The 22,126-nt window shown below is 45.2% G+C and carries 19 protein-coding genes and 1 pseudogene; 7 read left to right on the top strand and 13 right to left on the bottom strand.

Annotation, left to right across the window (positions count from 1 at the left end):
• Positions 1 to 3: 3 nt before the first annotated feature.
• From DLM75_RS09750 to DLM75_RS09765, 4 genes are read right to left on the bottom strand one after another with little or no spacing between them, the layout of a single operon-like run.
• Entirely contained in the window at positions 4 to 1,485 is a 1,482-nt protein-coding gene (locus DLM75_RS09750; RefSeq protein ID WP_118968318.1) for a glycosyltransferase family 39 protein, read from the bottom strand.
• Positions 1,486 to 1,489: 4 nt separating this feature from the next.
• Positions 1,490 to 2,995 carry an FAD-binding oxidoreductase gene (locus DLM75_RS09755; RefSeq protein WP_118968319.1) on the bottom strand — a complete coding sequence of 502 codons (1,506 nt, stop codon included), beginning with the start codon at positions 2,993 to 2,995 and terminating at the stop codon, positions 1,490 to 1,492.
• 28 nt (positions 2,996 to 3,023) lie between these two features.
• On the bottom strand, positions 3,024 to 3,764 hold the full coding sequence (locus DLM75_RS09760; protein ID WP_118968583.1) for an SDR family NAD(P)-dependent oxidoreductase: 741 nt from the start codon (positions 3,762 to 3,764) through the stop codon (positions 3,024 to 3,026).
• A 57-nt stretch (positions 3,765 to 3,821) separates the two neighbouring features.
• Positions 3,822 to 4,592 (bottom strand): arginyltransferase, encoded by a 771-nt coding sequence (locus DLM75_RS09765; RefSeq protein ID WP_118968320.1) that lies wholly within the window; start codon positions 4,590 to 4,592, stop codon positions 3,822 to 3,824.
• 126 nt (positions 4,593 to 4,718) lie between these two features.
• Here DLM75_RS09765 and DLM75_RS09770 point away from each other — a divergent pair, with 126 nt between their 5' ends.
• From DLM75_RS09770 to DLM75_RS09795, 6 genes are all read left to right on the top strand, one after another.
• Entirely contained in the window at positions 4,719 to 5,036 is a 318-nt protein-coding gene (locus DLM75_RS09770) for a hypothetical protein (RefSeq protein WP_118968584.1), read from the top strand.
• Complete coding sequence (locus tag DLM75_RS09775) at positions 5,033 to 5,422, top strand: ribonuclease HI family protein (protein WP_118968321.1); 390 nt, start codon at positions 5,033 to 5,035, stop codon at positions 5,420 to 5,422. The genes DLM75_RS09770 and DLM75_RS09775 overlap by 4 nt, the downstream gene beginning before the upstream one ends.
• A gap of 43 nt (positions 5,423 to 5,465) precedes the next feature.
• Positions 5,466 to 5,804 carry a hypothetical protein gene (locus tag DLM75_RS09780; protein WP_118968585.1) on the top strand — a complete coding sequence of 113 codons (339 nt, stop codon included), beginning with the start codon at positions 5,466 to 5,468 and terminating at the stop codon, positions 5,802 to 5,804.
• Positions 5,797 to 7,095, top strand: a complete 1,299-nt coding sequence (locus DLM75_RS09785) for a CCA tRNA nucleotidyltransferase (RefSeq protein WP_118968322.1) — start codon at positions 5,797 to 5,799, stop codon at positions 7,093 to 7,095. The genes DLM75_RS09780 and DLM75_RS09785 overlap by 8 nt, the downstream gene beginning before the upstream one ends.
• A gap of 192 nt (positions 7,096 to 7,287) precedes the next feature.
• Positions 7,288 to 8,919, top strand: coding sequence for an outer membrane beta-barrel protein (locus DLM75_RS09790; protein WP_118968586.1), 1,632 nt, complete (start codon positions 7,288 to 7,290; stop codon positions 8,917 to 8,919).
• A gap of 84 nt (positions 8,920 to 9,003) precedes the next feature.
• On the top strand, positions 9,004 to 9,201 hold the full coding sequence (locus tag DLM75_RS09795; RefSeq protein WP_118968323.1) for a hypothetical protein: 198 nt from the start codon (positions 9,004 to 9,006) through the stop codon (positions 9,199 to 9,201).
• 422 nt (positions 9,202 to 9,623) lie between these two features.
• Here DLM75_RS09795 and DLM75_RS09805 read toward each other — a convergent pair whose 3' ends face one another.
• The 9 genes from DLM75_RS09805 to DLM75_RS09845 form a co-directional block, all read right to left on the bottom strand.
• On the bottom strand, positions 9,624 to 12,956 hold the full coding sequence (locus DLM75_RS09805; protein ID WP_118968325.1) for an efflux RND transporter permease subunit: 3,333 nt from the start codon (positions 12,954 to 12,956) through the stop codon (positions 9,624 to 9,626).
• Entirely contained in the window at positions 12,953 to 13,693 is a 741-nt protein-coding gene (locus DLM75_RS09810; protein ID WP_118968326.1) for a hypothetical protein, read from the bottom strand. The genes DLM75_RS09805 and DLM75_RS09810 overlap by 4 nt, the downstream gene beginning before the upstream one ends.
• A 1-nt stretch (position 13,694) precedes the next feature.
• Positions 13,695 to 14,693, bottom strand: coding sequence for an efflux RND transporter periplasmic adaptor subunit (locus tag DLM75_RS09815; protein ID WP_118968327.1), 999 nt, complete (start codon positions 14,691 to 14,693; stop codon positions 13,695 to 13,697).
• 2 nt (positions 14,694 to 14,695) lie between these two features.
• The gene (locus DLM75_RS09820) at positions 14,696 to 16,120 is read right to left on the bottom strand and encodes a TolC family protein (protein ID WP_118968328.1); all 1,425 of its coding nucleotides are present in this window, start codon (positions 16,118 to 16,120) and stop codon (positions 14,696 to 14,698) included.
• A gap of 158 nt (positions 16,121 to 16,278) precedes the next feature.
• Positions 16,279 to 16,647: a hypothetical protein gene (locus DLM75_RS09825; protein ID WP_118968329.1), complete on the bottom strand. Its 369-nt coding sequence runs from the start codon at positions 16,645 to 16,647 to the stop codon at positions 16,279 to 16,281.
• Between the two features lie 100 nt (positions 16,648 to 16,747).
• Entirely contained in the window at positions 16,748 to 17,200 is a 453-nt protein-coding gene (locus DLM75_RS09830; RefSeq protein WP_118968587.1) for a hypothetical protein, read from the bottom strand.
• A gap of 29 nt (positions 17,201 to 17,229) precedes the next feature.
• Positions 17,230 to 19,956, bottom strand: coding sequence for a preprotein translocase subunit SecA (secA, locus tag DLM75_RS09835; protein WP_118968330.1), 2,727 nt, complete (start codon positions 19,954 to 19,956; stop codon positions 17,230 to 17,232).
• A 51-nt stretch (positions 19,957 to 20,007) separates the two neighbouring features.
• On the bottom strand, positions 20,008 to 20,691 hold the full coding sequence (locus DLM75_RS09840; RefSeq protein ID WP_118968331.1) for a type 1 glutamine amidotransferase: 684 nt from the start codon (positions 20,689 to 20,691) through the stop codon (positions 20,008 to 20,010).
• Positions 20,688 to 21,326, bottom strand: coding sequence for a TlpA family protein disulfide reductase (locus DLM75_RS09845; RefSeq protein WP_118968588.1), 639 nt, complete (start codon positions 21,324 to 21,326; stop codon positions 20,688 to 20,690). The genes DLM75_RS09840 and DLM75_RS09845 overlap by 4 nt, the downstream gene beginning before the upstream one ends.
• 196 nt (positions 21,327 to 21,522) lie before the next feature.
• On the opposite strand from DLM75_RS09845, the pseudogene DLM75_RS24420 reads away from it, so the two are divergent.
• Positions 21,523 to 22,115 (top strand): annotated as a pseudogene (locus tag DLM75_RS24420) (DNA primase).
• Positions 22,116 to 22,126 lie beyond the last annotated feature (11 nt).

A 22,126-nucleotide genomic window follows, 5' to 3' on the forward strand; every position in this document is an offset into this window, starting at 1 on the left:
TCTTTACTTATGAATCACGATCACTTTCATTCCGTAGAACAGTCGATCGTTTCGTTCAAAGTTCTTCGTATGAAATAGAGAATCGACTTCTTGCGAATCAAGATATTTCCAAGAGGTTTCTAAGATCACGAGATTTTTTTTCTTCGGATCCTTGATAAAAAGTTCCGCCTCTTCTCTATTATAGATTTTCGGAGTAATTCCTGTAATGCCTGCAGTCTTTAGAAAATATTCCATATTGTACGAATGAGAAGAACAGAGAAGTGTGTATTCTTCCGGATGATCCTTGATCTCCGAAAGAATGTATTGAGAACTTTCTCTCCACTGCTCCTTATACGGTTTGTAATAATAGCGCGTGAAATAAAAAAGAGAAACCAAGGAAATAAGAATCAGGATCGATTCCAGACGTTTTCCTTTATAAATCGGAAACAGAGAAAAGCCGGTCGCGATCAAAAAATACAATACGGGCGCCGTGACCAAAAGATTTCTCGCGGTAATCAAAGGTTGAATGGAGGAAAGAATTCCGAGTACGATTGAAAAAATCGTTAGGACGAGGACAAGAAGAATTACCGATTTCTTATGTTCGGAATCTAAACTCACCGAATGAGCATCACCATTCTTCCTGGGGAAAGAAAGGGATGCAAAACCGACGAATAATGCCAAAGAAGCGACGATTCCCGGAATGAACTTTTTAAAAATTCCGGAGTGAAAGATCAAATCGAAGAAGACCACAAACGCGGTCAAACCCGCTTCCGGGATCCAAGAGGCGATCCCGATTTTATCCGAGTTGAACAGAAGATACAAAGCCGGGAGAAACAAAATCCCGAAGACGATTCCAAAAAGGAATTCAGTGATTGGAAATTTTCTGGTAAAAATCCAAGACGAAACGAACATTCCGAGAAAGACGGACGCAGACCAAATGAATCCGAAAAAATGTGTATAAGACGCAAGGAGAGAAACGGCCAAAACCACGAAAAGAATTTTGGTTCTACGTTTTTGTTCCGTTTCATAGACGAAACGCAGAACGAACGTTAGTTGGATCGTACAAAACAACACGAGAAGACTGTAAGACCTGAGTTCCTGCGAATAATAGATGAGCCCGGTGGAAAGCGCGAGTAACGCGGCGACCGAAACCCGGATTCTACCACTCAATTTTTTTGGGACGAAAACATAGAATGCAAGCGGAACCAGAAGACCGCAGATCGCACTGAGCAATCTCCCGAAGAAAACCGTCGGTGAAAAAGTCTGAAACCAAAAAAACAAAAGTGTCTGATATAACGGTGGATGCGGATCGTTCTTCATCCAATCCCAAAGTTTGATCAGAGAAGATTCGGAAGAGGCCCGAATCGAAAAGAGCTCGTCTTCCCAGGGACTCTGAAGATCCAACTTAAAAAGACGAAAGAAGGCGCCTAACGCAAAGATAAAAAGAAAAACTCTAAGCTCGGAATTTCGTTTTACCTCTTCGAAAAAGCCCTTCAGACGAATCATCCGATCACCAAATTCCCATAATTCTTCTGTAGAGATCGGTCTCGAGGATTCCTTTCGGATCGTATTTTTTCTTCAGCGCGTGAAACGTTTCCAGGTTCTTTTTTGGGAACGCTCTCTGCACGATCTCCGGCCGAAGTGTGCTGTCCTTTGCAAAGTAAAACTTACCGCCGAATTTCAAAACGGTTTCGTCTAACTCTCCCGCGAGTTCCCAGAGTTTCTTTTTGTTTCCGGAAGTCACAGGGAAATCCATCGCCATCGAATATCCGTCCAATGCGTGTGTGAGTAAAAAAGGATCGGGTTTGTGTTTTTTAAATACGGCAAGCCAAGTGATGATTCCTCTTTTTTGACAGATTCTCAAAATTTCCGAGAACGCATCCACCGCATTCTCCTTTGGAATAAAACTCTGATATTGGATCATCGATCCGGGCTTATACATAAACTTCCAATTCGGAACGTAATCCAAAAGAAAAGCGTATTCCGCGTGGCCTTGCATGTAAGGTTTGTTGTTCGTAAGATAACCCGAAATGAACTTCGCAAAGTTTACAAGACGCATTCCCAAATTATTGGAGAATGGAAGCATAAAAATCCACATCCAGGATTTGGGAATGATCCCCAAAAACGTGCTTGGTAGATTCTGATTTTCTAATTTACAATTTTCGGGAAACTCCGGGTCTTCTCCCTTCTTCAAATGAACCGCTTTGTGAATCTGTCCTCTTCCCAGAGAACTTCCGGATGCAAACGCGTCCACCCAACCGACGAGATAATCCGAATTCTTATATTCCCTTTCGAAATAGTCGTACATATCTTGGAGATTTTTACTGACCACGGGCCAAACTTTCATCTTACCCGCGTAGATATGTTTTAACTGAATCGTGACGGTCAAAAAAGCGCCTAACATTCCAAAGCCGGAAATGGCTCCGAAGAATAGATCCTGATTCTTCTTTCGAGAACAGGTAAGAACCTTTCCGTCCGGAGTCATGAAGGTGAACTCTTGGACATGATCTCCGATCGGACCCACGGCAAAATTATTCTTTCCGTGAATGTTCATCGAGAGAGCTCCGCCTAACGTAGGGAACATGGTCCCGCTTACGACCGGAGGCCAATATCCTTTTTCAATTCCGAATTCCCAGAGTTGTTTGATCGTTACACCGGATTCGGCTTTGAGAATTCCGGTCTTTGCGTTGAATTCTAAGATTCGATTGTATTTCGAAATATCGATCACGACACCCTTCGTGTTCGTCGCCGCGTCTCCGTAACTGCACCCGCCTCCGCGAAAGGTCAGCTTGAGTTTTTTCTCTTCCGCGTAAGCGAAGAGGTTTTTAAAATCGTCTTCCTTTTCCGGAAAAACAACCGGAGAGATCGAATGGTGATTCATTCCCCAGGCTTCTACTTTCGTCGCCTCCGGAAGATGAATGTCAACGAAAGACTTCTTTGTCTTCGTGGTCTTTGTGTTCGCCGTTTTGGAAGAAGCCGACTTTTTCTTAGGAGAAGATTTGGTTGCGGTTGCCATAGTGTTTACCCTTTCAATCGATCCAGGTTTAGATAGAAAGACGTTTGAAGATAAAAGATGGAATCATCCGTATGATCAAACCCACAAGCCCCCAACGTGCAGGAACGTAGATACATTCCTTTCCAGCGTCCGCCGCTTTGAGAATGATCGTCGCCGCTTCTTTTGCGGAGATCAACCAGAAGAGTCCTTTCAATCCCTGTGTCATCGCCGTATCGATAAAACCGGGTTTTACTGTGAGCACTTGGATCCCCAAAACTCCGAGGCGATTGCGAAGCGCTTCGAGATAGGTATTCATTCCCGCTTTCGAAGTGTTGTAAACCGGGTTCCCTCTTCTTCCACGATCTCCGGCGATCGAAGAGATTCCGATGATTTTTCCGCTCTTTTGATTTTGGAAATAGAACGCCGCCGGATTCAACCAAGCGACACAACCGAGAAGATTTGTGTTTAACATCTCGATGTCTTTTGTAGTATCGAATTCTTCCGGTTTGATATCATACATGATTCCGGATGCGTAGTAGATCTCGTCGAGACCCTTCATGGATTTTACCGCTTTTTGAAACGCGGAGTCCACTTGATCAAAATTTGTAACGTCCTGTTTGATAATAAAGGCTTTTGTTTCCTTGGAAGTGTTGAAAGGAGCCGCGATGGATTTCAATTCCTTATCACGACGGGCGACCAGAGTCACCGTATGTCCTTGTTCCAAAAGAAGGATAGAGAGTTCTTTTCCGATTCCGCTCGATGCACCGACGACGATGATTTTTTTTGCCATATTCATCCGTTCTACGGGAAGAAACGGAACTGACAAGTATGATTTAGAGTGGGAATTCTAACTCCAAGGAAAGTCCGGATACTTTTTTTGAAACTCTTCGGATTGGATCCAAAGATTTGTGTCCGGTTCCCGAATTTCCGAAGGCCCCCAATACTTTTTGTAATCCATATCGGGATGTCCCGGAAGATAATAGCCAAGGTGATAGTATTTCATCCCAAGTTTCTGCGCGTGGAGAATGGAACAAAGAATGGCAAAACTCCCCAGACTTCTCTGTGGAAAATCCGGATCGTAAACCGAATAGACCGCGGAAAGAGAATCCGAGGCTACATCCAAGATCATAAATCCGAGAATTCTTTCTTCCAACCAAAGAGACATCTCCACAGAATTTTCGGGATGACCGAAAAGATTCCAGCGCATTCCTTCCAAGAGTTCCTGATCGGATTCTTCTCTCACAAATGTTTCATAGCGGGATCTTTGATAACGAAGATAAAGAATTTCTTTTTCAGAATTGAGTTCGGGTTGGGAGAATCGAATCATCAGATCCGAATTGATTTTCAAAAGCCTTCTCCGATTGCGACTGGGAACAAAATGATCCAAGGGGATTCGATAACTCAAACAATCCTGACAACCGTTGCAGGAAGCTCGGTAGAGAATATTTCCGGTTCTTCGAAAACCGGAATCGAAAAAAAACTGAAGGGCTTCTTTGGCGATCTCTCCTTGAAACGGAAGATATTGAATATGGCTTGGACGATCTGAATAGTAGGAACAATTTCTTTCCGGACTGATCGGAAGAGAATCCACAATGTCTTGGAGTTTTTGTCGGATCATCTTGGGAAGAGAATGGAGGGACCGACCCGACGCGTAAAGTTTTTTAGGGAAAACTCGACGAAAGACGCGGTTGTTTTCAACATGGCAAAGAAACTCAATTTCGTGCAAGGATCAAAAAACTCGGAAATGCACAGTCTTTTTATGAACTTCGAAATCAAAAAACGCGGACTTCGCTTAGCACTATTTTTCACTCTGGCCAGTCTTACGTCCTTTCTCCTCGGAAACGCGGTCTTACAATTTGTCCTTCTCGGACTCGGGATTCTTCTTTTTGGATTCACCTTTTTATTCCCCGAAGCCACCTATTCTTTTACAAGCTGGAGCTTAGAATTCATTCTAAATTTCTTGAGCGCCTTTGTAAAAGGAGGACTTTTGTTGTTCTACATTCTGATCTGGAAACCGGTTTTGTTCGTGATGGATCTCTTTCGCGGAGATAAGAATTCTTGATCCAGATCTATTGTGACGGAGCGTCCAAGGGAAACCCCGGTCCGTCCTCGATCGGAGTCGCCGGTCTTATTGACAACAAAGAAGAATTCACACTTTCCGAAAAGATCGGAGAAACCACAAATAACGTCGCTGAATGGTCGGCGCTCAAACGAGGTCTGGAAGAATGTATTCGCAGAAAACACGAATCCGTTCACGCGTTTATGGATTCCGAACTCGTGGTTCGACAAGTGACGGGAAGATACAAGGTAAAACATCCCAATCTTTTGGAATACAAAAAGGAAGTGGACAAACTCGTTTCCACGTTACAATCTTTCCAGATCACCCATGTTCCCCGTGAAAAAAACGCACTCGCCGATCGACTCGCCAACGAAGCCTTTACGAAATAAAACGGATCGGCTTTTCCCCGCAAACGTTTCGTTTTTGAGAAGAATCTGGATTCTCTTCTTCGTATTCGGACTTTATTGGGAATGTGGGAACTCCCTCAAAAACAAACTTCTTTCTCTCCAAAAGGAAGAAAAGTTCGAAGAGATGCTTCTTCTCTGTCTTTCTGAAAAGGAAACCCCGGATACCAAAGAACTCTGCGCGCTTGCTTCAGAGAAAACCGCGCTTGGGATCGACAAAATCCTTTCCGAAAAAACGGAACTTCCCTTTAGCCAGATCACGGTGGATCCGGAATGGAAACAAAAGATCGATCGGATCTTGGAGAACAATGCAACCCTTCGCGAACGATACGGAAATCTCTGGAAAAAAATGATTCAAAATGACTGAACTGGATCCTTCCGTTTTGATCGGGAAAATCCCCGAACCCTTTCGTTCCGATATTCTTTCTCTGACACAAACGATCCGAAACGCAGGCGGAGAATGTTACGTCGTCGGAGGTTCCGTCCGAGATTTAGTCCTCGACGTCAAACCGGAAGAATTCGATCTCACGACGTCTCTTTTGCCCGAACAGATTCTTTTTCTTTTCAAAAGAACCGTTCCGACCGGACTCAAACACGGAACCGTGACGGTTTTGTTTCACGATCGTGCCTACGAAATCACGACCTTTCGAAAAGACGCCGACTACGTGGATGGAAGAAGACCCGAAAGCGTAGAATTCGGAGTTTCCTTGAGTGAAGATTTGAAACGCAGAGACTTCACGATGAACGCGCTTGCGCTCGACTTGGAAAGAAAACTCCTCATCGACGAACACGACGGGATCAAAGACATTCAAAACCAAATCATAAGAACGATCGGAGATCCGATCGGAAGATTTACAGAGGACGGACTCCGACCCATCCGCGCTCTCCGTTTTGTGAGTAGCCTCGGATTCTCCTTGGATCCTCATACGGCCGAAGCGATCCGCACTTGTAGAAACATCACGGCGAAGGTTTCGCGCGAACGAGTTCACGACGAACTCAACAAAACACTCAAGAGCAAAGATCCGTTTCCCTCTCTCCAGCTTTTCAAAAAATTCCAAATCTTAGAATTGTTTACAAACGTTGCCCTCTACCCAAACGAGAACGAACCCGCCGCGGAAAGAATGAAGGAGATTCCTACGTTTCCTTTGAGTCTTCGTTTAACATTTTTGCACGCCTGGTTGTTTGGCTCGTTTGCCGTGGGAACTCATTCGAAACAATTCTTGAAAGATCTTCGTTATTCCAATCACAACACAAAGGATTCGATTTTCTTTGCGGGAATTCTTTACGAGATTCTTGCCTGGAAAGAAAAGAAGGAAATCTCGGACGCGGAAATCCGTAAAATTCTTCTTCATCCGACCTGTGTTCACGCAACCCGGGAGAATCTTTTGATCGTCCTCGAACATATCCTCAAACTTTGTTTTGTGTATGAGCCTTCTCTTCGTTCGGTCTTGCATTCTTCTCGCGTTCTTGCTTTGGCGAAAGAGCCGCAAGCTTTACTCGTGACCGAACTCGCCGTTCGAGGGGAAGACATTCTCAAACACAGGCCCCAACTTCCTCCGAAAGAAATAGGAGGCATTCTTTCCAGTCTTCTGATTTATGTCTTGGAAAATCCTTTGGAAAATCGAAAAGAAATTCTTCTCCAAAGAATTCCTGTCTAATCCCTTCTCCAAATTTGCATCTTTTTTAAGCATTTGTCCCAATAAAAAGTCCCGTCATTCACCTTTATCTCAATTTATAAACACTCTAACCCTTTAGATCTAAAGAAATCTGCACTTTTTTCAGCTAAATTCCCTAATTTAAGCCTTGGCACGCATCTTGCATAGAAAGGGCATAGGAGATTTAGGAGAATGATGAGAATAAAAACATTAAGCCTCGTTGCTTCTGTCCTCTGCCTTGTAGGAACTTCCCAAGTCTTTGCCCAGACTGGGAAAAAACCTGCAACAGAAGCGGCAGTAGCACCCGCGCCGGCCAAAGCGGCCGAGCCAGAAGATAAGAAATGGTATGATCAGGTTGAGTTTTCCGGGTTTGTTGACGTGTATTACATGTACAACCTGAACCCGAAACAAGGAAATGATATCGATTCTACTCGCGCATTCGAGACGAACAATAAGAACTTCGCAGTAAACGCGGCGGCTCTCACGGTCCAAAAGGCCGCAGAGAAAAGTTCCCCTTGGGGATTTCGTGTGGATTTTCAGAACGGTCTCAACAACCCGTATCAAGAAAACCCTTACACTCAGAATAACGCGACTTACAACTACAATATGCTAAAACAAGCATATATCAGTATGTATTTTCCGGTTCTGAAAGGAATGACTTTGGACGTCGGTAAGATGGCTACACATATCGGTTACGAGGTTCTCGAATCCATGAGTAATCCGAACTACTCGATAGGGGCCATCTTCCAAAACACGATCCCTTTCATTCACACCGGTGCTCGCTTAACAACACAGTTTACGGATAAATGGGCTGGAACCTTTTATATCTACAACAGTGGAATCGGCACCGGCTACACTTCTCCGCAGACTGCTATCGGCGATCCTACAAAGAATGCGGCTTTCGCGTCTTCTAAGAACTTCCTCTTGGAAGGAGCGACCGAAAGAAAGGCAATTGGAACTCAAATCAAAGGAACTTTGATCGAGGATAAACTCACGATCACATGGAACACTTTGTATTCAAGTGACAACTCCGGCGCCCGCGTCGATCCCTTGAAAGCGGCTTTCGCAACGGAATTGGCAAACAACGGAGATCCTGCGCTTGGAAAATACAATGTTTCGAATCCGGAAAGAGCGAAATACAACAAGGACTATTGGTTTATGAACCATGCAATCCTTTCCATCACTCCTACGGACAAGATCACAATCGACTTGGATTACACTTGGAGCGAAAAATCGGGAAGTCTTGCGAACAATGGCTTGGATCAAAAACGTTACAATGTGGACGCTACCGGTTCTGAAGTTTTCAACAAGGATACTCTTTTCTACGGTCTGAACAACAAAAGAGACGTAAAATCCACTTACAAAGCTTACGGAATTTGGGCGAAGTTTAAAATCAATGAAGCTTGGGGCGTAAACGTTCGCGCCGAGTACATTGACGACAAACACAACAACGGAGCTTTGACTACGTTTAACCCTTTCATGGGCCCGAACACTTACGTAAGTGATTACAAAAAGGCGAACGATACGATCATTGCGGAATCCATTGCAACTGCGCTTGCGGCAGACCCGAATTTGGGAGCGTTTGCGATCAGCAAAGATCAAATTCTCCAAGCTATGAGCGACGATTACAAAGATTACAGCGGAACCAGAAACGCGGGACAGTACAAAACTTTTACTGTAACTCCTGTGTGGAACTTTACCGAGAACCTCTTAATCAAATTGGATCTTCGTAGAGACTGGGCGTCCGGTAAACAATTCGTTGATCAGAAAGGTGACAAACAAGATTACCAAAACGGTCTGACTTTAGGTATCGTTGCGAAGTTCTAAAACTTAGATTCACAATATCCTTAGTTTTGATGTATCAAAAGGCGCTCTTATCAGGAGCGCCTTTTTTAAAAGAGAAAGAGCAGTATGAAATTCAGTGAAATCTTACAAAAAGCAAACGTATCATGGAAAAACTCCGTTTCGACCAAAACGCTTTCTTTCGAAGAGCAAGCGCGGCGACGCTCCAAGAACGAAGGTTTGGATTCTTCCCTTCCTTTTACGGAAAATCTTTTGACGGAACAGCAACTTCTTTATATTTCCGAATACTATCTTGCGCTTCGCTAAGATCCGCCTTTTTTCTTTAAAGAAAAATTTTTTTCTCTTCCATAAACTACGATTTTCCTTCTTTTCAAATCAACTGGATTCTTTCTTTGAATTTCAATGAAGGAGAGTGGCTTTGCATTCTTCTTTCGTTCGCATTTGCAAAATGAAATCTTCGATAAGAACGCACATCCCATTCCTTATCTTTTTTTGCTTCCGTGCAAATTTCGAAAACGGGAACTGAATCGATGGACCACATTCTCACATTGGGTTTGTGATTTAGAATGATCTTTATGAAACGACGTTTCTGCGTTCAGCTCGGAAGAAAGGAGGAGAATCTCCTCCTTCTGATGCGTAAACCGGAAAAAGGAATGGTTTCCAGTAGGATTCAATTCGGAATGTAAGTATTCGCTTCCTCTCACATTCGAATTGAATACACGGTCGTTCTATTTCTTTTTCGGTTTCCTTGTCGCCGAGGCCTTCCCCTTCTGTTCCTTCGAAGCAGATGTTTTTTTGACCTTGCTTTTGGAGAGTTCCAATTCTTCTTCCTCGTATTCTTCCATCGAATATTGATCCAGATAAGAATACGGCTCCAAAGGTTCGCTGGTTTTCTTTGAAGCGCCGTATGTCTTTCTCTCTCCAACTAAGATTAGATAGAGAGAAGGAAGAACGGTAAGAACCAATAGTAGCGCCGAAAACAACCCGCCCACGATCACGGTTGCCAACGGTCTTTGCACATCGGAACCGACGCCGGAAGCGAGGGTTGCAGGAATCAGACCAAGAAGCGCTAAGAGCATCGTCATGAGCATCGGTCGAAGCTGAATCACCGCCGCTTTTTTAACGGCTTCGCGAACGCTCAGGTCGTCGTCTTCCATCAATATGTGATTGGTCCTCGAGACGAAAAGAACCCCCGACATCGTCGCGATTCCGAATAAGGAAATAAATCCCACACCTCCGGAAACGTTGAAGTAATAACCTCGAAGCAGGAGCGCATAAATTCCGCCCACCAAAGAAAGAGGCAAACAAGCAAGCGCGACGTAGACATACTTAAAGTTTTTATAAAGTAGATAGAGCACGGCAAAGATGATCGCGATCGTAACTGGAATCACCATCATCAATCGAGTCCCAACTCGGGAGAGATTCTCGTATTGTCCTCCGTATCGAATCTCGTATCCGTCCGGAAGTTTGACTTTTTGTTTGACTCGTTTTTGCAACTCGGCGACAAAACCGCCCTGGTCTCTTCCCCGAATGTTGGTTCGAACGGTGACGGTTCTTCTTCCTTCTTGACGAAAGATCATCGTCGGGCCTTCTTCTAAAGTAACCTGAGCGACTTCGGAAAGAGGAATCCGTTCCCCTTTTGGAGAAATGATCGGCATGTTTTCAATCGCTCTTTGAGAGGTTCGATAATCTTTTGAGAAGCGGACTACGATTCCAAACCGCGCCGGAGTTTTTGGAGGAATATCGGAAGGTCCTTCATAAAGAGTGTCGATTCTCTGCATCCCGATCGCGGCTTCGACCATCTGTTGAATATCGCTTACGTTGATTCCAAAACGCGCCGCGGCTTCTCGGTCGATTCGAATCGTCAACTGAGAGCTGTCCGCTTCCTGTTCGATTCCGAATTCGCTCGCACCTTTCATGTCTTTTACGATATCAAGAACCTCTTCTCCGATCTGTCGCATCACTTTCAAGTCATTCCCGGAAACGAAGACCGCGAGATCCGCGATCGTTCCCATGATCGCCTCGGAAAGGTTATCCATGATCGGTTGCGAAAAGCTAACCCGTGCACCGGGAAGACCCGCTTCCAAGTCATTTCTCATCCGAAGCAATAACTCTTGTTTGGTGATCTTTTCCTTCCAGTCGTCGTAATCTTTTAAACCGACGAGAACTTCCAATCGGTTCGGAGGAAGCGGATCCGTTCCGTCGTCGTTTCTTCCAAGCTGAGAAATGACTACGTTGACTTGTTCATTCTTATAGATCATCTGTCTGATCTTCGGGATAAATTTTCTGGACTCCGGCAGGGAGATTCCAACAGGAAAGAAAATTCTAAGGTTAAAACCGCCTTCGTCCATCTCAGGTAAGAATTCGGTTCCCAGAGAAAGGCCTCCGACGACGAGTAACGTCCCAACCACAGAGAAACAAATCGTGACGACCCGTTTCGAACGTTCGACGAGATATTCGATCAGTCTTTCGTATTTTTTCTCGACCCATTCGTAGATCGGGTTGTGCCATTCGATCGGACCGGGGTTCGCCGATTCGAAATAATTTCGATAAATATAGGACATCATCACCGGGATCGCGGTCATCGCAAAAATCAAAGCACCGAGAATCGCAAAGGAAATCGTAAACGCCATCGGTTTAAAAAGACGTCCTTCGATTCTCTCAAAAGAAAAAATCGGGAGATACGCAAGTACGATGATCAAAATGGAGAATATGATCTCGGTTCCCACTTCCGAAGCCGCGTCCACGGTAAAACGGATGATTCCTTTCGTTTTATCCGAAGGGGAAGCGTCCCGATAACGACGCATGATATTCTCCACCATGATCACCGCACCGTCCACGATAATTCCGAAGTCGATTGCGCCTAATGAAAGTAAGCTGGCCGGAATCCCTGTGAGATTCATCATCAAAAACGCGAACAACATCGCGAACGGAATCGTGGCAACGACTACCATCGACGCCTTAACACTTCCGATAAAAAAGATCAAAACCAAACTGACGACCACGACACCTTCGATCAAAGTTTTCCCGATGGTGCGTAACGTATAGTTTACGAGATCGGTTCGGTCGTACGTAGTTCTCATCTGAACTCCGTCCGGAAGATAGTTCTCGTTGATCTCTTTGACTCGAGCTTTGATTCTTTCTCCCATAATATTCGGATCGCCCCATCTTCGAATCGCGACCAAACCTTGAACGGAAGAATCCACGTCGATCAGACCTTCTTGATCGTTTTGAACCGTATAACCGAGAACCCCGCTCGGAATCGGATGTGAAATTTCTACGGTTCCCAAATCACGAATGAAAACCGGAACCCCGTTGACCGTTTTTACTACGATGTTTTCGATATGTTTCGGATCGCGAATCGCACCCAAAGAACGGATCGGAAAACCTTGTTCCCCTTGGAGGAGGAGATTTCCTCCCGTATTTAGGTTGTTTTCCTGAATCGCCTTGATCACGTCGTTGATCGTAAGTTTGTAACGAATCAACTTATCCGGAGTCGTTACGACGTGATATTGTTTCGGCAAACCGCCGAATGTGACCACGTCTGCGATTCCCGGGATCTGCAACATCTTCGGCATGATTACCCAGTCTTGGATCGTCCGAAGTTCCATCGGTGTGTGGTTCGCGTTGGATTCAACGACGTATCTGAAAATTTCACCAACGGGAGAACTCATCGGTCCGAGTGAAGGTTCCACTTCCGCAGGAATGTCCGCGTCCCGGACTCTTTCCAGAAGCCTTGTTCTCGCAAAGTAATCGTCCGTTCCGTCTTCAAAGACGAATTGAAATACGACCAAACCGTTGATCGTTCTGGATCTTCTGACTGCAACCTTAGGAATCGCATTCAAAACCCTTTCAATCGGAATCGTGACACGCTCCTCGACTTCTACCGCGGCCTTTCCCGGAAACTTCGCGATCAGACGGACTTGTGTGTCGGCGATATCGGAATATGCTTCTTTTCTAATATCGATCCAGGCCCAAGTCCCGAAAACGATCGATGCCATGGTCGCCGCGAGAGTGGCGATACGATAACGAAGTACAACTTCGATAAGATTCCGAATCATTCCGAAGACCTCGTATCAAAAAGATAACCGATTTGGATCAGGAGTTGCGGATTCTTATAATCTCCTTTCCCGATCCCGCCGCCTAACTGAAGGAAAAAATTTCCCAATAAAAAATCATAGGTCAAACCGACGTATTGTTGATTCAAGTGGACCTTTTGTCTGTCTCTGCTTTCGTGTTCGAGATATAAGGCCAAGGTCGGGTTTTGATCCGTGACATAGGAACGAATGATCAGGTCCTCGTACGTCGGGTCCCGATGACTGTAACCGGGAAAGGACGAACCGGATGGATAAGAATTTTGTCCACCCCTCCCCACCTCGGGTTGAAACGGATCCACTTCAAATTTTCCGAATACAAGGGAAACGCTATGTGCGACAACCGGCGTTTTCCAAAAACTGTAACCGATATCGACCTGACCACCCCACCAGTGCGGATTCCATTTCCCACCGGAGGCTCGAAGAACGACGTCCTTGTAATAATAACCTACATTGAAGTTGATACTTCCAGGAGAACCGATACTTGCGCCGTAGACGAGAAAGTTTGTAGAATTCGGAAGCGCCTTCCCGTTGAGCGAATCTTCATTCGCGCCTTCTTTTCCGATCCGGGTTTTTCCGTCCGGTTCTTCCACCCATTCCGGAGATGGATCCGATTTGGAATCTTTTTTTTGAGTCTGCCCCAAAAGTGAGACATTCAAAAAAACTGATATTAAAAGTATACTAATAAGTTTAAAATCTTTCATGTTAGAAACCGAAGCTGAGTCCTTTGAGAAGAATGGTTCCTTCCACTACGACTTTGTCGCCTTTGGTAAGTCCTTCCACAACGGTGACTCGATCCTCGCCTGACGTTCCTAAGATCACTTCTCTTTTGTAAAATTCGCGAGGAGATTCTTCCACGAAAACATAACTTCTGCTTTCAACGGTGATCACGGAAGTAAAAGGAATGACTACGGTATCTCCTTTTCTATCTTCCGGAAAACGGACCGTAGCGAACATACCGGGTTTTAAAACGTAACCTTCGTTTCGAACCGCGATCCGAACTTTTACCGTACGAGTGGTTGGGTCCACGTTGTCTCCTAAGGCTTCTGCGGTTCCTGTCCAAGCGATTTCAGGGAAACTGGAGAATTTCAGTTTCACCTTCTTCCCTTTTTTCAAACTTTGAAGTTGAGATTCTGGAACGTCGCAAATGATCCAAGCGCTCAGCGCGCTTGCATTTCTGAGTTCTGCCGGATTCAAACCTACGGCTCGAAGTTTTCCTTCGAATTCCGCGAGTTCAGCCGCGTCGTTTTCCGCCTCCGTCTCCGCTTCGATCAGATCCTTTTCGGTCGCGACCCTGTGTTTGAACATATCCTTGATCCGCTCGAGATTCTTACGGGAACGGTTCAGACTATTCTTCGAATGAATATAACCCACATAAAGGTCGTTCAAATCTGCCGATTCGAAAAGAATGATTTTTTCACCGCCGCTCATGGAAGGAGAAGAGGAAGCGATCAAACGAGCCGGTGCTTCCACCTCGACGAATTCTCCTTCTTTGCCGATCTGAGCGGTTTTAATGATTTCCAAACCGGGGCTGTTCTCCTTAAATTCGATCCATTCTCCTTTATCGTGAACGATCGCTTTGCTAGGAAGATGAATCGTCGGTTTTCCACGTTTGGAAAGTCCGAGAACGGCGAGGGAAACGATGGCGATAAAAGCCGCGATTCCAAGAATGAATGTGGTGCGTTTCGTAAAGGGTAATTTCATAATCAGTCTTCCTTCTTTGGATTCGTAACGGGATCCGATAATTTCGGAATGAGAATTCCCTGACCGACCGAGTAATTGATTCCCTCGATCGCGTCCATACGATCCGTTTGCAGTTTTAGCATTTCTACGACGCTGGAACGATAGGTTTCAAAAAAATCGGCAAATTCCAAAATCGTTATATAACGTTTTTCGTAACTAAGAATCATGTCTTTCGAAAGATCCAGATATTCCTTGGTATAAGTATTTCTGAATTTTCTGTAGAGATTGTCTTTGACTCTCGCGGTTTCGATCGAAACGGCGACTTCGTTTTCCACTTCCAAAAGTGTGTTCTTCAATTCCTGCTTTTTGGAAAGAATCGCTTTTTCGGAAGCCTTGATGTTTCCCTGATTTCTATCAAAGATAGGAATGTTCAACTGAGCGGTGATCCCCCAATAGTTTTGAAAGGCCGTTCCACCCCGGTTGTACATCGGACCGAAGGCGAGATCGGGAATCGCGTTCGCGTGTTGCAATTCCAAGTTGGCTTCTTCGTATCGAAGCGCCTGGATCGCTTTTTTGAGATCGGGTCTTTTGTTTCTTGCGAGTTCCAAAAGTTCGTCCCGTTTTAATTTCGCCGGTTCCAAAAAGTCCAAGTGATCTTCATTGATCTGGGGAACAATTTTAACTTCCGAACTACGAAGAGAGTCGTCGTTTAACAAAACCCTCAAGTCCGCTTCCCTTTCCAAAATTCGAATATTCAAATCTTCTCTTTCTTTTTTGAGAAAGAAATAAAGGGCCTTGAGACGCAGAACTTCAGCCTGTAGAATCGCTCTTCTTTTATAACCCATCTCCGCGGAGGAAACCGTTCTACCGAGGGCTTCCAAACTTTGATCGTAAAAGGTGATCGCCTGACGATAGTAATAGATCGCGTAAAAAAGTTTTCTTAACTTGGTGACGAGACCGCGCGCGAGATCGTAAAATTCCTGTTCACTCATACGAGCGTTCAGTTCCGCGACTCGAACCCTCTTTCCGATCTTACCGCCGAGTAAAAACAACTGCTGGATCTGAACGACGGTTTGTCCGGAACGAGTGAAGTCGAAATATCTCTGAGTCGGTTCCGCAAAGATACTCTGATCGATGAAGATGTTCGGGTTGGCATAAAGTCCGGCTTGTTCGATACCGGCTTTTCGCGCGTCGATGTTAAAACGAGAAGCGAGTAAGAGAAGGTTGTTTCTCCAGAGCTTTTCTTCCGCGGTTTTGAGATCAAGAGTGAATTCGACCGGAATTCCGTTCGGGGCCTCCGCTTGGATCGGATTCTCCGATTGAGTCGAAGTCGCGGGAATACCAAGACTGGGTTGCTCCCCGTTCGAAGAGGAAATGGCCGTTTTTGATTCTTCCGGAAGAATCGGCTGTAGCGAGAGCAGAATGATGAGCGTGAAAATCTTTTTCATAAGTTTTCCAGTTTTGTATGTTTGCGGATCAAGTTGTACGGTTCTCCAGGATCAAATCTGTCTTCATTAGTGAGTTTGGATTTCAACTCAGTGCGGCGCACTAAATTGAGACTCATCATTCGATAAAATTCTAACGATAGAATATTATATTTTTCTAATTAAGCAATCGGTGGAGGAAGATTTAAGAGTAAGGAGGAGAGGAGATAATTGTACTGAGTTTTAGGAGCGAAGAAGTTTCGTTGAAAGAATTCGATTTCCGATTTTGTAAGTTCGAAAAAACCGGAAAAAACGAGATCTAAAAAGTCGTAACGGCTTCTGAGTCGAATCGCAAATTCTTGAGAATCCAGTTCACACTGAAATTCGGCTCTGGTTTCTTTTTTTTCGATCCGTTTTGAAAAGGTGGAATACGCTTCCGTACCTTTGACATCTAAAAATGCGAGGTCAAACGTTCCGTCTTCTTCACAGGGTAATACGATTACCGCAGTAAGAATCAGGATCAAAAGTCTGGTGAGCCAGTGGACCTGCATTTAAAGTCCACATTTCTTAGGTAGCAATGCCTCTACAATCGTTTTTCGATCGATTTGTCTAAAATCAGCGCACCGCCGCGTATTTCACTGGGTCGAATTTCTAAGGCGCTACGTGTTCCACGCGAACTACGGTCCCATTTCGCATCAATACTCGAATTTCTACGTCGGGTTTTGCGCCTGGTTTGAACCGACTGATGGGACGAAAGTAGAGAAATGCTTCGATACTATTGGTCCGAAATTGGATCTGATCCGGATTTCCCAAATACTCTTTTACAAAGATCCGATTTTGTCCTTGGAGAGTGTCTTTGATTTCGGAACGAAGGCGCAAATTCTTTTCAATTTCAGGGTCCAGAGCCGGCTCGGTCGCGGTCTGATTTTCCACAACGCCGGTTTCGGGATTCGTAGTTTGCCCGGATCCAAGGAGTTGTTTCAGAACCAGCTTTTCGCACTTCTCCTTATCTCCGAAGGTTTCCATACAATCCGCAAAGATCTGTTTTGCAGATCCTTTTGGAGGTGGAGGAGTTACGCAGGAAACGAGAAGAGTTGTCCACAAAAGAAAAGAAAGAATCTTCGTGAAAGAACTCACCTCTTTCTTCTCCGGCTCGTCTTTCGTTCCGTTCCGCCGCCGGAACTCGTCGTCACCGTAACCGTTGCTCCATTGGAGCGGGAAGAATTCGGGTTCCCACCTTGTAAGGTCGGAAATCCACCGGTCACTTCCTGACCTACTTTCTTATATTCTTTTTTCTCTTCAGGTAGTTTAGAATTTTCCGTTACTTCCACACGGAAGAGAAAGTTGACGACTTCGTTTTTTAGATTTTCAATCGCGACGTCGAACATTCTAAAACCTTGAAGTTTGTATTCTACGAGTGGATTGCGCTCGCTATAACCTACGGTCCAAATCCCTTCTCTGAGATGATCCATGGAATAGAGATGTTCTTTCCAACGATGATCGAGGATATCGAGGAAAATATTTCTTTCCAAAAGTTTCCAGATGTCCTTTCCGATACTTTCCGTTCTCGTTTCGTAACGTTTTTTCGCCGCGGCGTTGATCGTCTCAAAAAGTGCGAGTTGTGGATTCTTCGTTTTTTTGAAATCTTCTTCTTTGATTTTGACGTCGAGGTCCAGACCTTCCAGCCACTCGTTGAGTGTTTCCAGATTCCACGCCGAAGGATTACTTCCTTCGCAATGAGTGACGACTTGATTCTCGACGGATTCTTCTATAAACCCGAGAATCAGAGGAGCGATGTCTTCGTTCTCGAGGACTTCGTTTCTCATTTTGTAGATTACGATTCTCTGACGGTTCATGACGTCGTCGTATTCGAGAAGATGTTTTCTGATATCGAAGTTATGACCTTCGACTCGTTTCTGAGCTCTTGCGATCGCGTTACTCACCATCTTACTCTCGATCTCTTGACCTTCCGGCATGTTCGCCCATTTCATCAGTCCGGAAATACGATCGGAACCGAAGATTCTCATCAAATCGTCTTGGAGGGAAAGGTAGAATCTGCTGGAACCCGGATCTCCCTGACGACCGGAACGTCCGCGAAGCTGATTGTCGATCCGTCTTGCTTCGTGTCTTTCGGTTCCGAGGATATGAAGACCGCCCGCGTTCAAAACTTCTTCGTGGTTCTTTTTCCAAATTTTGATGGACCCGAGAATTTCGGAGGCTCTTTTTTGTTTCGCGCCGGAATCCATTTTCTGCGCGATCGTTTCCGCCAGATCCAGATTTTGTTTTAAGATGGCTTCCTTGAATTGTCGTACGAGATCGTCTTCGTCTTTCCAGGTTTCCAGATTCTCTTTGTAGAGTTGCGCTCCACCGAGGACGATATCCGTTCCCCTGCCCGCCATGTTGGTAGCGATCGTGACCGCGCCCGGTTTTCCCGCGTTTGCAACGATCTCAGCTTCTCTTTCGTGAAACTTTGCGTTTAAGACATTGTGTTGAATTCCCGCGGAGGAAAGCATTCTGGAAAGAACTTCGGACTTTTCGATGGAAATCGTTCCCACAAGAACCGGTTGTTTGTTGCTCTGAAGATCGCGGATTTCTCCGAGGATGGCTTCGAACTTTTCCTTTTCGGTTCTGTAAACTCGATCGGGAAAGTCTTTTCTTTGAACCGTCACGTTAGGCGGAATTACGATGACGTCCAGGTTGTAGATCTTTCTGAATTCTTCCGCTTCGGTGTCCGCGGTTCCGGTCATCCCCGCGAGTTTGTCATACATTCTGAAATAATTTTGAAACGTGATCGAAGCCAGGGTCTGAGATTCTTTTGCGATCGTAACGCCTTCTTTTGCCTCGAGAGATTGGTGAAGACCGTCGGAATATCTCCTTCCAGCCATAAGACGTCCGGTGAATTCGTCTACGATGATCACCTCACCGCCTTGGACAACGTAGTCCACGTCTTTCTGAAAGATCTTGTGGGCTTTGAGAGACTGATGAACGTGGTGAACCAAATCCACGTTTTCGGGAGCGTAGAGGTTGTCGATCCCGAGGATTTCTTCCACGTGAGAAACCCCTCTTTCCGAAAGAAGCACGTTACGCGCCTTTTCATCGACCTCGTAGTCCTCGCCTTCGATTAGCTTAGGAATGATCTTATTGATACGAACATATTTGTCCGTGGTTTCATCCGAGGAACCGGATATAATCAGTGGAGTTCTCGCTTCGTCGATCAGGATCGAGTCGACCTCGTCCACGATCGCGTAAAAATGAGATCTCTGGACCTTGTGATCCCTGTGAGAAACCATATTGTCTCTGAGATAATCAAAACCGAATTCGTTGTTCGTTCCGTAGGTGATGTCCGCAGAATAAGCGATCTTTCTCTGTTCGTGATCCATATCGTGTTGAATCACACCGACGGAAATCCCGAGAAAGTCGTAGATCGGCTTCATCCAGTTCGCGTCCCGCTTTGCGAGATAATCGTTAACGGTAACTACGTGAACCCCGTGTCCTGCGAGTGCGTTCAGATAAACCGAAAGAGTGGAAGTCAGAGTTTTCCCTTCACCCGTTTTCATCTCCGCGATGTTCCCGCCGTGAAGCGCGATCCCACCCATCATCTGAACGTCGAAGTGACGCATTCCCATCGTACGAAGAGACGCTTCTCTCACCGTGGCGAACGCCTCCGGAAGAATCGAGTCGAGCGTTTCTCCTTTCTCGAGTCTTTCCCGAAACCGAATCGTCTGCGAAGAAAGATCCGAATCGCTCAACGCTTTCATCTTGTCTTCCAGAGAATTGATCTGTTGAACGATCGGGATGAGTTTCTTTATATCTCTTTCGAATTTACTTCCAAGGATTACCCGGAGAATGCTTTGAATCATATCAGTTTTCCGTATTACGTTATTGAAATGTTACTTTTGGATTTTCGAGTTTCATAGGTCGAGAATCGCGTTGAATATGCTACGTCCTGAAGTCTCCATCTGAGACCTCAAAGACTCCGTATCGGGTCCAGGAACCCAACCCGCAGAACGAATAAAATCCGCGTGAACTCCCTTCCAAACCTGGAGCATAGGAGCCGTAACTTCCAGGTGACATTGAATTCCGAAAATTCTATCTTGGAAGGAAAACATCTGATTGGGATACATCTCACTTTTTAGAAGATGTTTGCCGCCCTTCGGAATCGTAAAAACGTCCTCGTGAAGATGAAAGGCGGGAAAGGAAGAAGTTCCGTTCAAAACAGGATGCGCTTCTTGGACGCTCACATTGGAGAATCCGACCTCGGGTCCCTTCTCTCCTACACTCACTTCTCCACCTAACGCTTTTGCTATGATTTGAGAACCGAGACAAATTCCGATCACCTTTCGGTTGGGCATAGAGGACGCATAACGCACCAGATTGAACCAAGGTTCGAAAAAGGAAAAAAGAGCGGGATCGGCGACCGACTGCGGGCCACCCAATAAGACAACGAGGTCGAAAATCAAGTGAGCGTCGGGAATGGGTTGAATTCTTGTATCGTACGCGTTGTGATACGAAATTCTATAATTTCTTTCTTTCAAAGAATCCAAGAGAATCCCAGGACCTTCGCAGTCCTTAAAACGAACGATCAAACTTCTCATGAAGACCCGGCCATCCTTTTGAAAAAGAGAACTTTCTGATCCGTAGAGAGTTTGGCTGGATTCGCTTCTTCGCTGATCGGACCAATAAAATTATAATAGAGAACGAGCGGTTTTGTTTTGAAAAGAAGGGTTTCCGGAGTTCCCGTTACGATCGAATTGGAGCGACTCACACGGAACGGTTTTTTCATCAGAAGAATCGGAACTTGAATTCCAAACTTACGAGCCTCTTCCTGAACCAACGGTTTTGCTTTTGTGAGAAGTTCCTCTTCCGACATCGTTTCCGGGTCATCGAAGAAAAGAGCCGGATCCACGACCATATAGAATTGGATCTTGGGATCCTTTTGCATTTCTTGATAGAGAAAGTTGAGCGCTGGGAGTTCTTTGATACAAGGAACACAATTCGGGCCATAGACATTCAAAACCAAACGAGGCGCGGTTATATCGGAAAGTTGAATCGTTTTTCCGTCCAAAGTCATCCCCTGGAAATTTTGGATTCCCAAGTTCGGCTGTTCGGAGGGCGCACATTGAAGTGTCAAAAGGGTTAAAAGTATAAAAAGGGCAAATCGTTTCATCAATGCTACATAATTTCCAGTAAAGAAGGGAAAGAAAGGACGGAAATCTGGTTCCGAATTCATGGATAATACCAAAGGAAAGCGTTCCGCCTCTAAATTCAAGGAATAAACCGAGACCCCAAGAATCTCCCAAGCACACTTTCTACCAAGTGGAAAGACAGTGAGAGGAACATCTAATGCGACATAATTAAACAAGTTTCACAGTTTTTTTTGGAGGTTCCCAAAAAAGAGTTTTCTCTGAAATGAGGACGATAAGCGTTTGACAAGTCCTCTACCCTTGATTTCCTGGTATTTTGAACGTCCTTTCGAATCTACCAGGGAATCCGAATGAACCAACTTAATCCTGAATTTGACATCGTAACTCTCATCGAACTCGCCAAACGCAACAAATACGAAAAAGCCGTTGCCGGATTCCATACATTGGACCGAATCGAGAGATTGGAACTCCCCAAAAAGATCAAAGCAAGAAAATTAGCCGTTCAGGCGATGTTTGCCCTCGCAACGGAAGAAGTTCAGTATGCCTACTTCACAAAAGAAGAAAGAATCCAGCTCGATCAAGAAGCAAACATTACAAATGCGTCTTATTCTAAATTTAACGGACTTTTCGAAGCTCCTCAAGCTCCGATCGCGGAAGAAGACACCGAAGAAGATTTCATTCCGGAAGAAGCCCCTCGCCCAATTTTAGACGGTGACGAAGACGAAGACGGTCTCGACTCCGACGAAGATGAGGATGAAGACGAGGATGATGACGAAGACGAGGATGATGACGAGGACGACGATGAGGATGAAGACGAGGAAAAACTCGACGATGACGACGAAGAGGAAGAAGTAGCCGAGAAAAAAGAGGACTAAGAGGTCTTTCG

Origin of the sequence: Leptospira stimsonii, assembly GCF_003545885.1 — a bacterium.
Classification (GTDB): Bacteria; Spirochaetota; Leptospiria; order Leptospirales; family Leptospiraceae; genus Leptospira; species Leptospira stimsonii.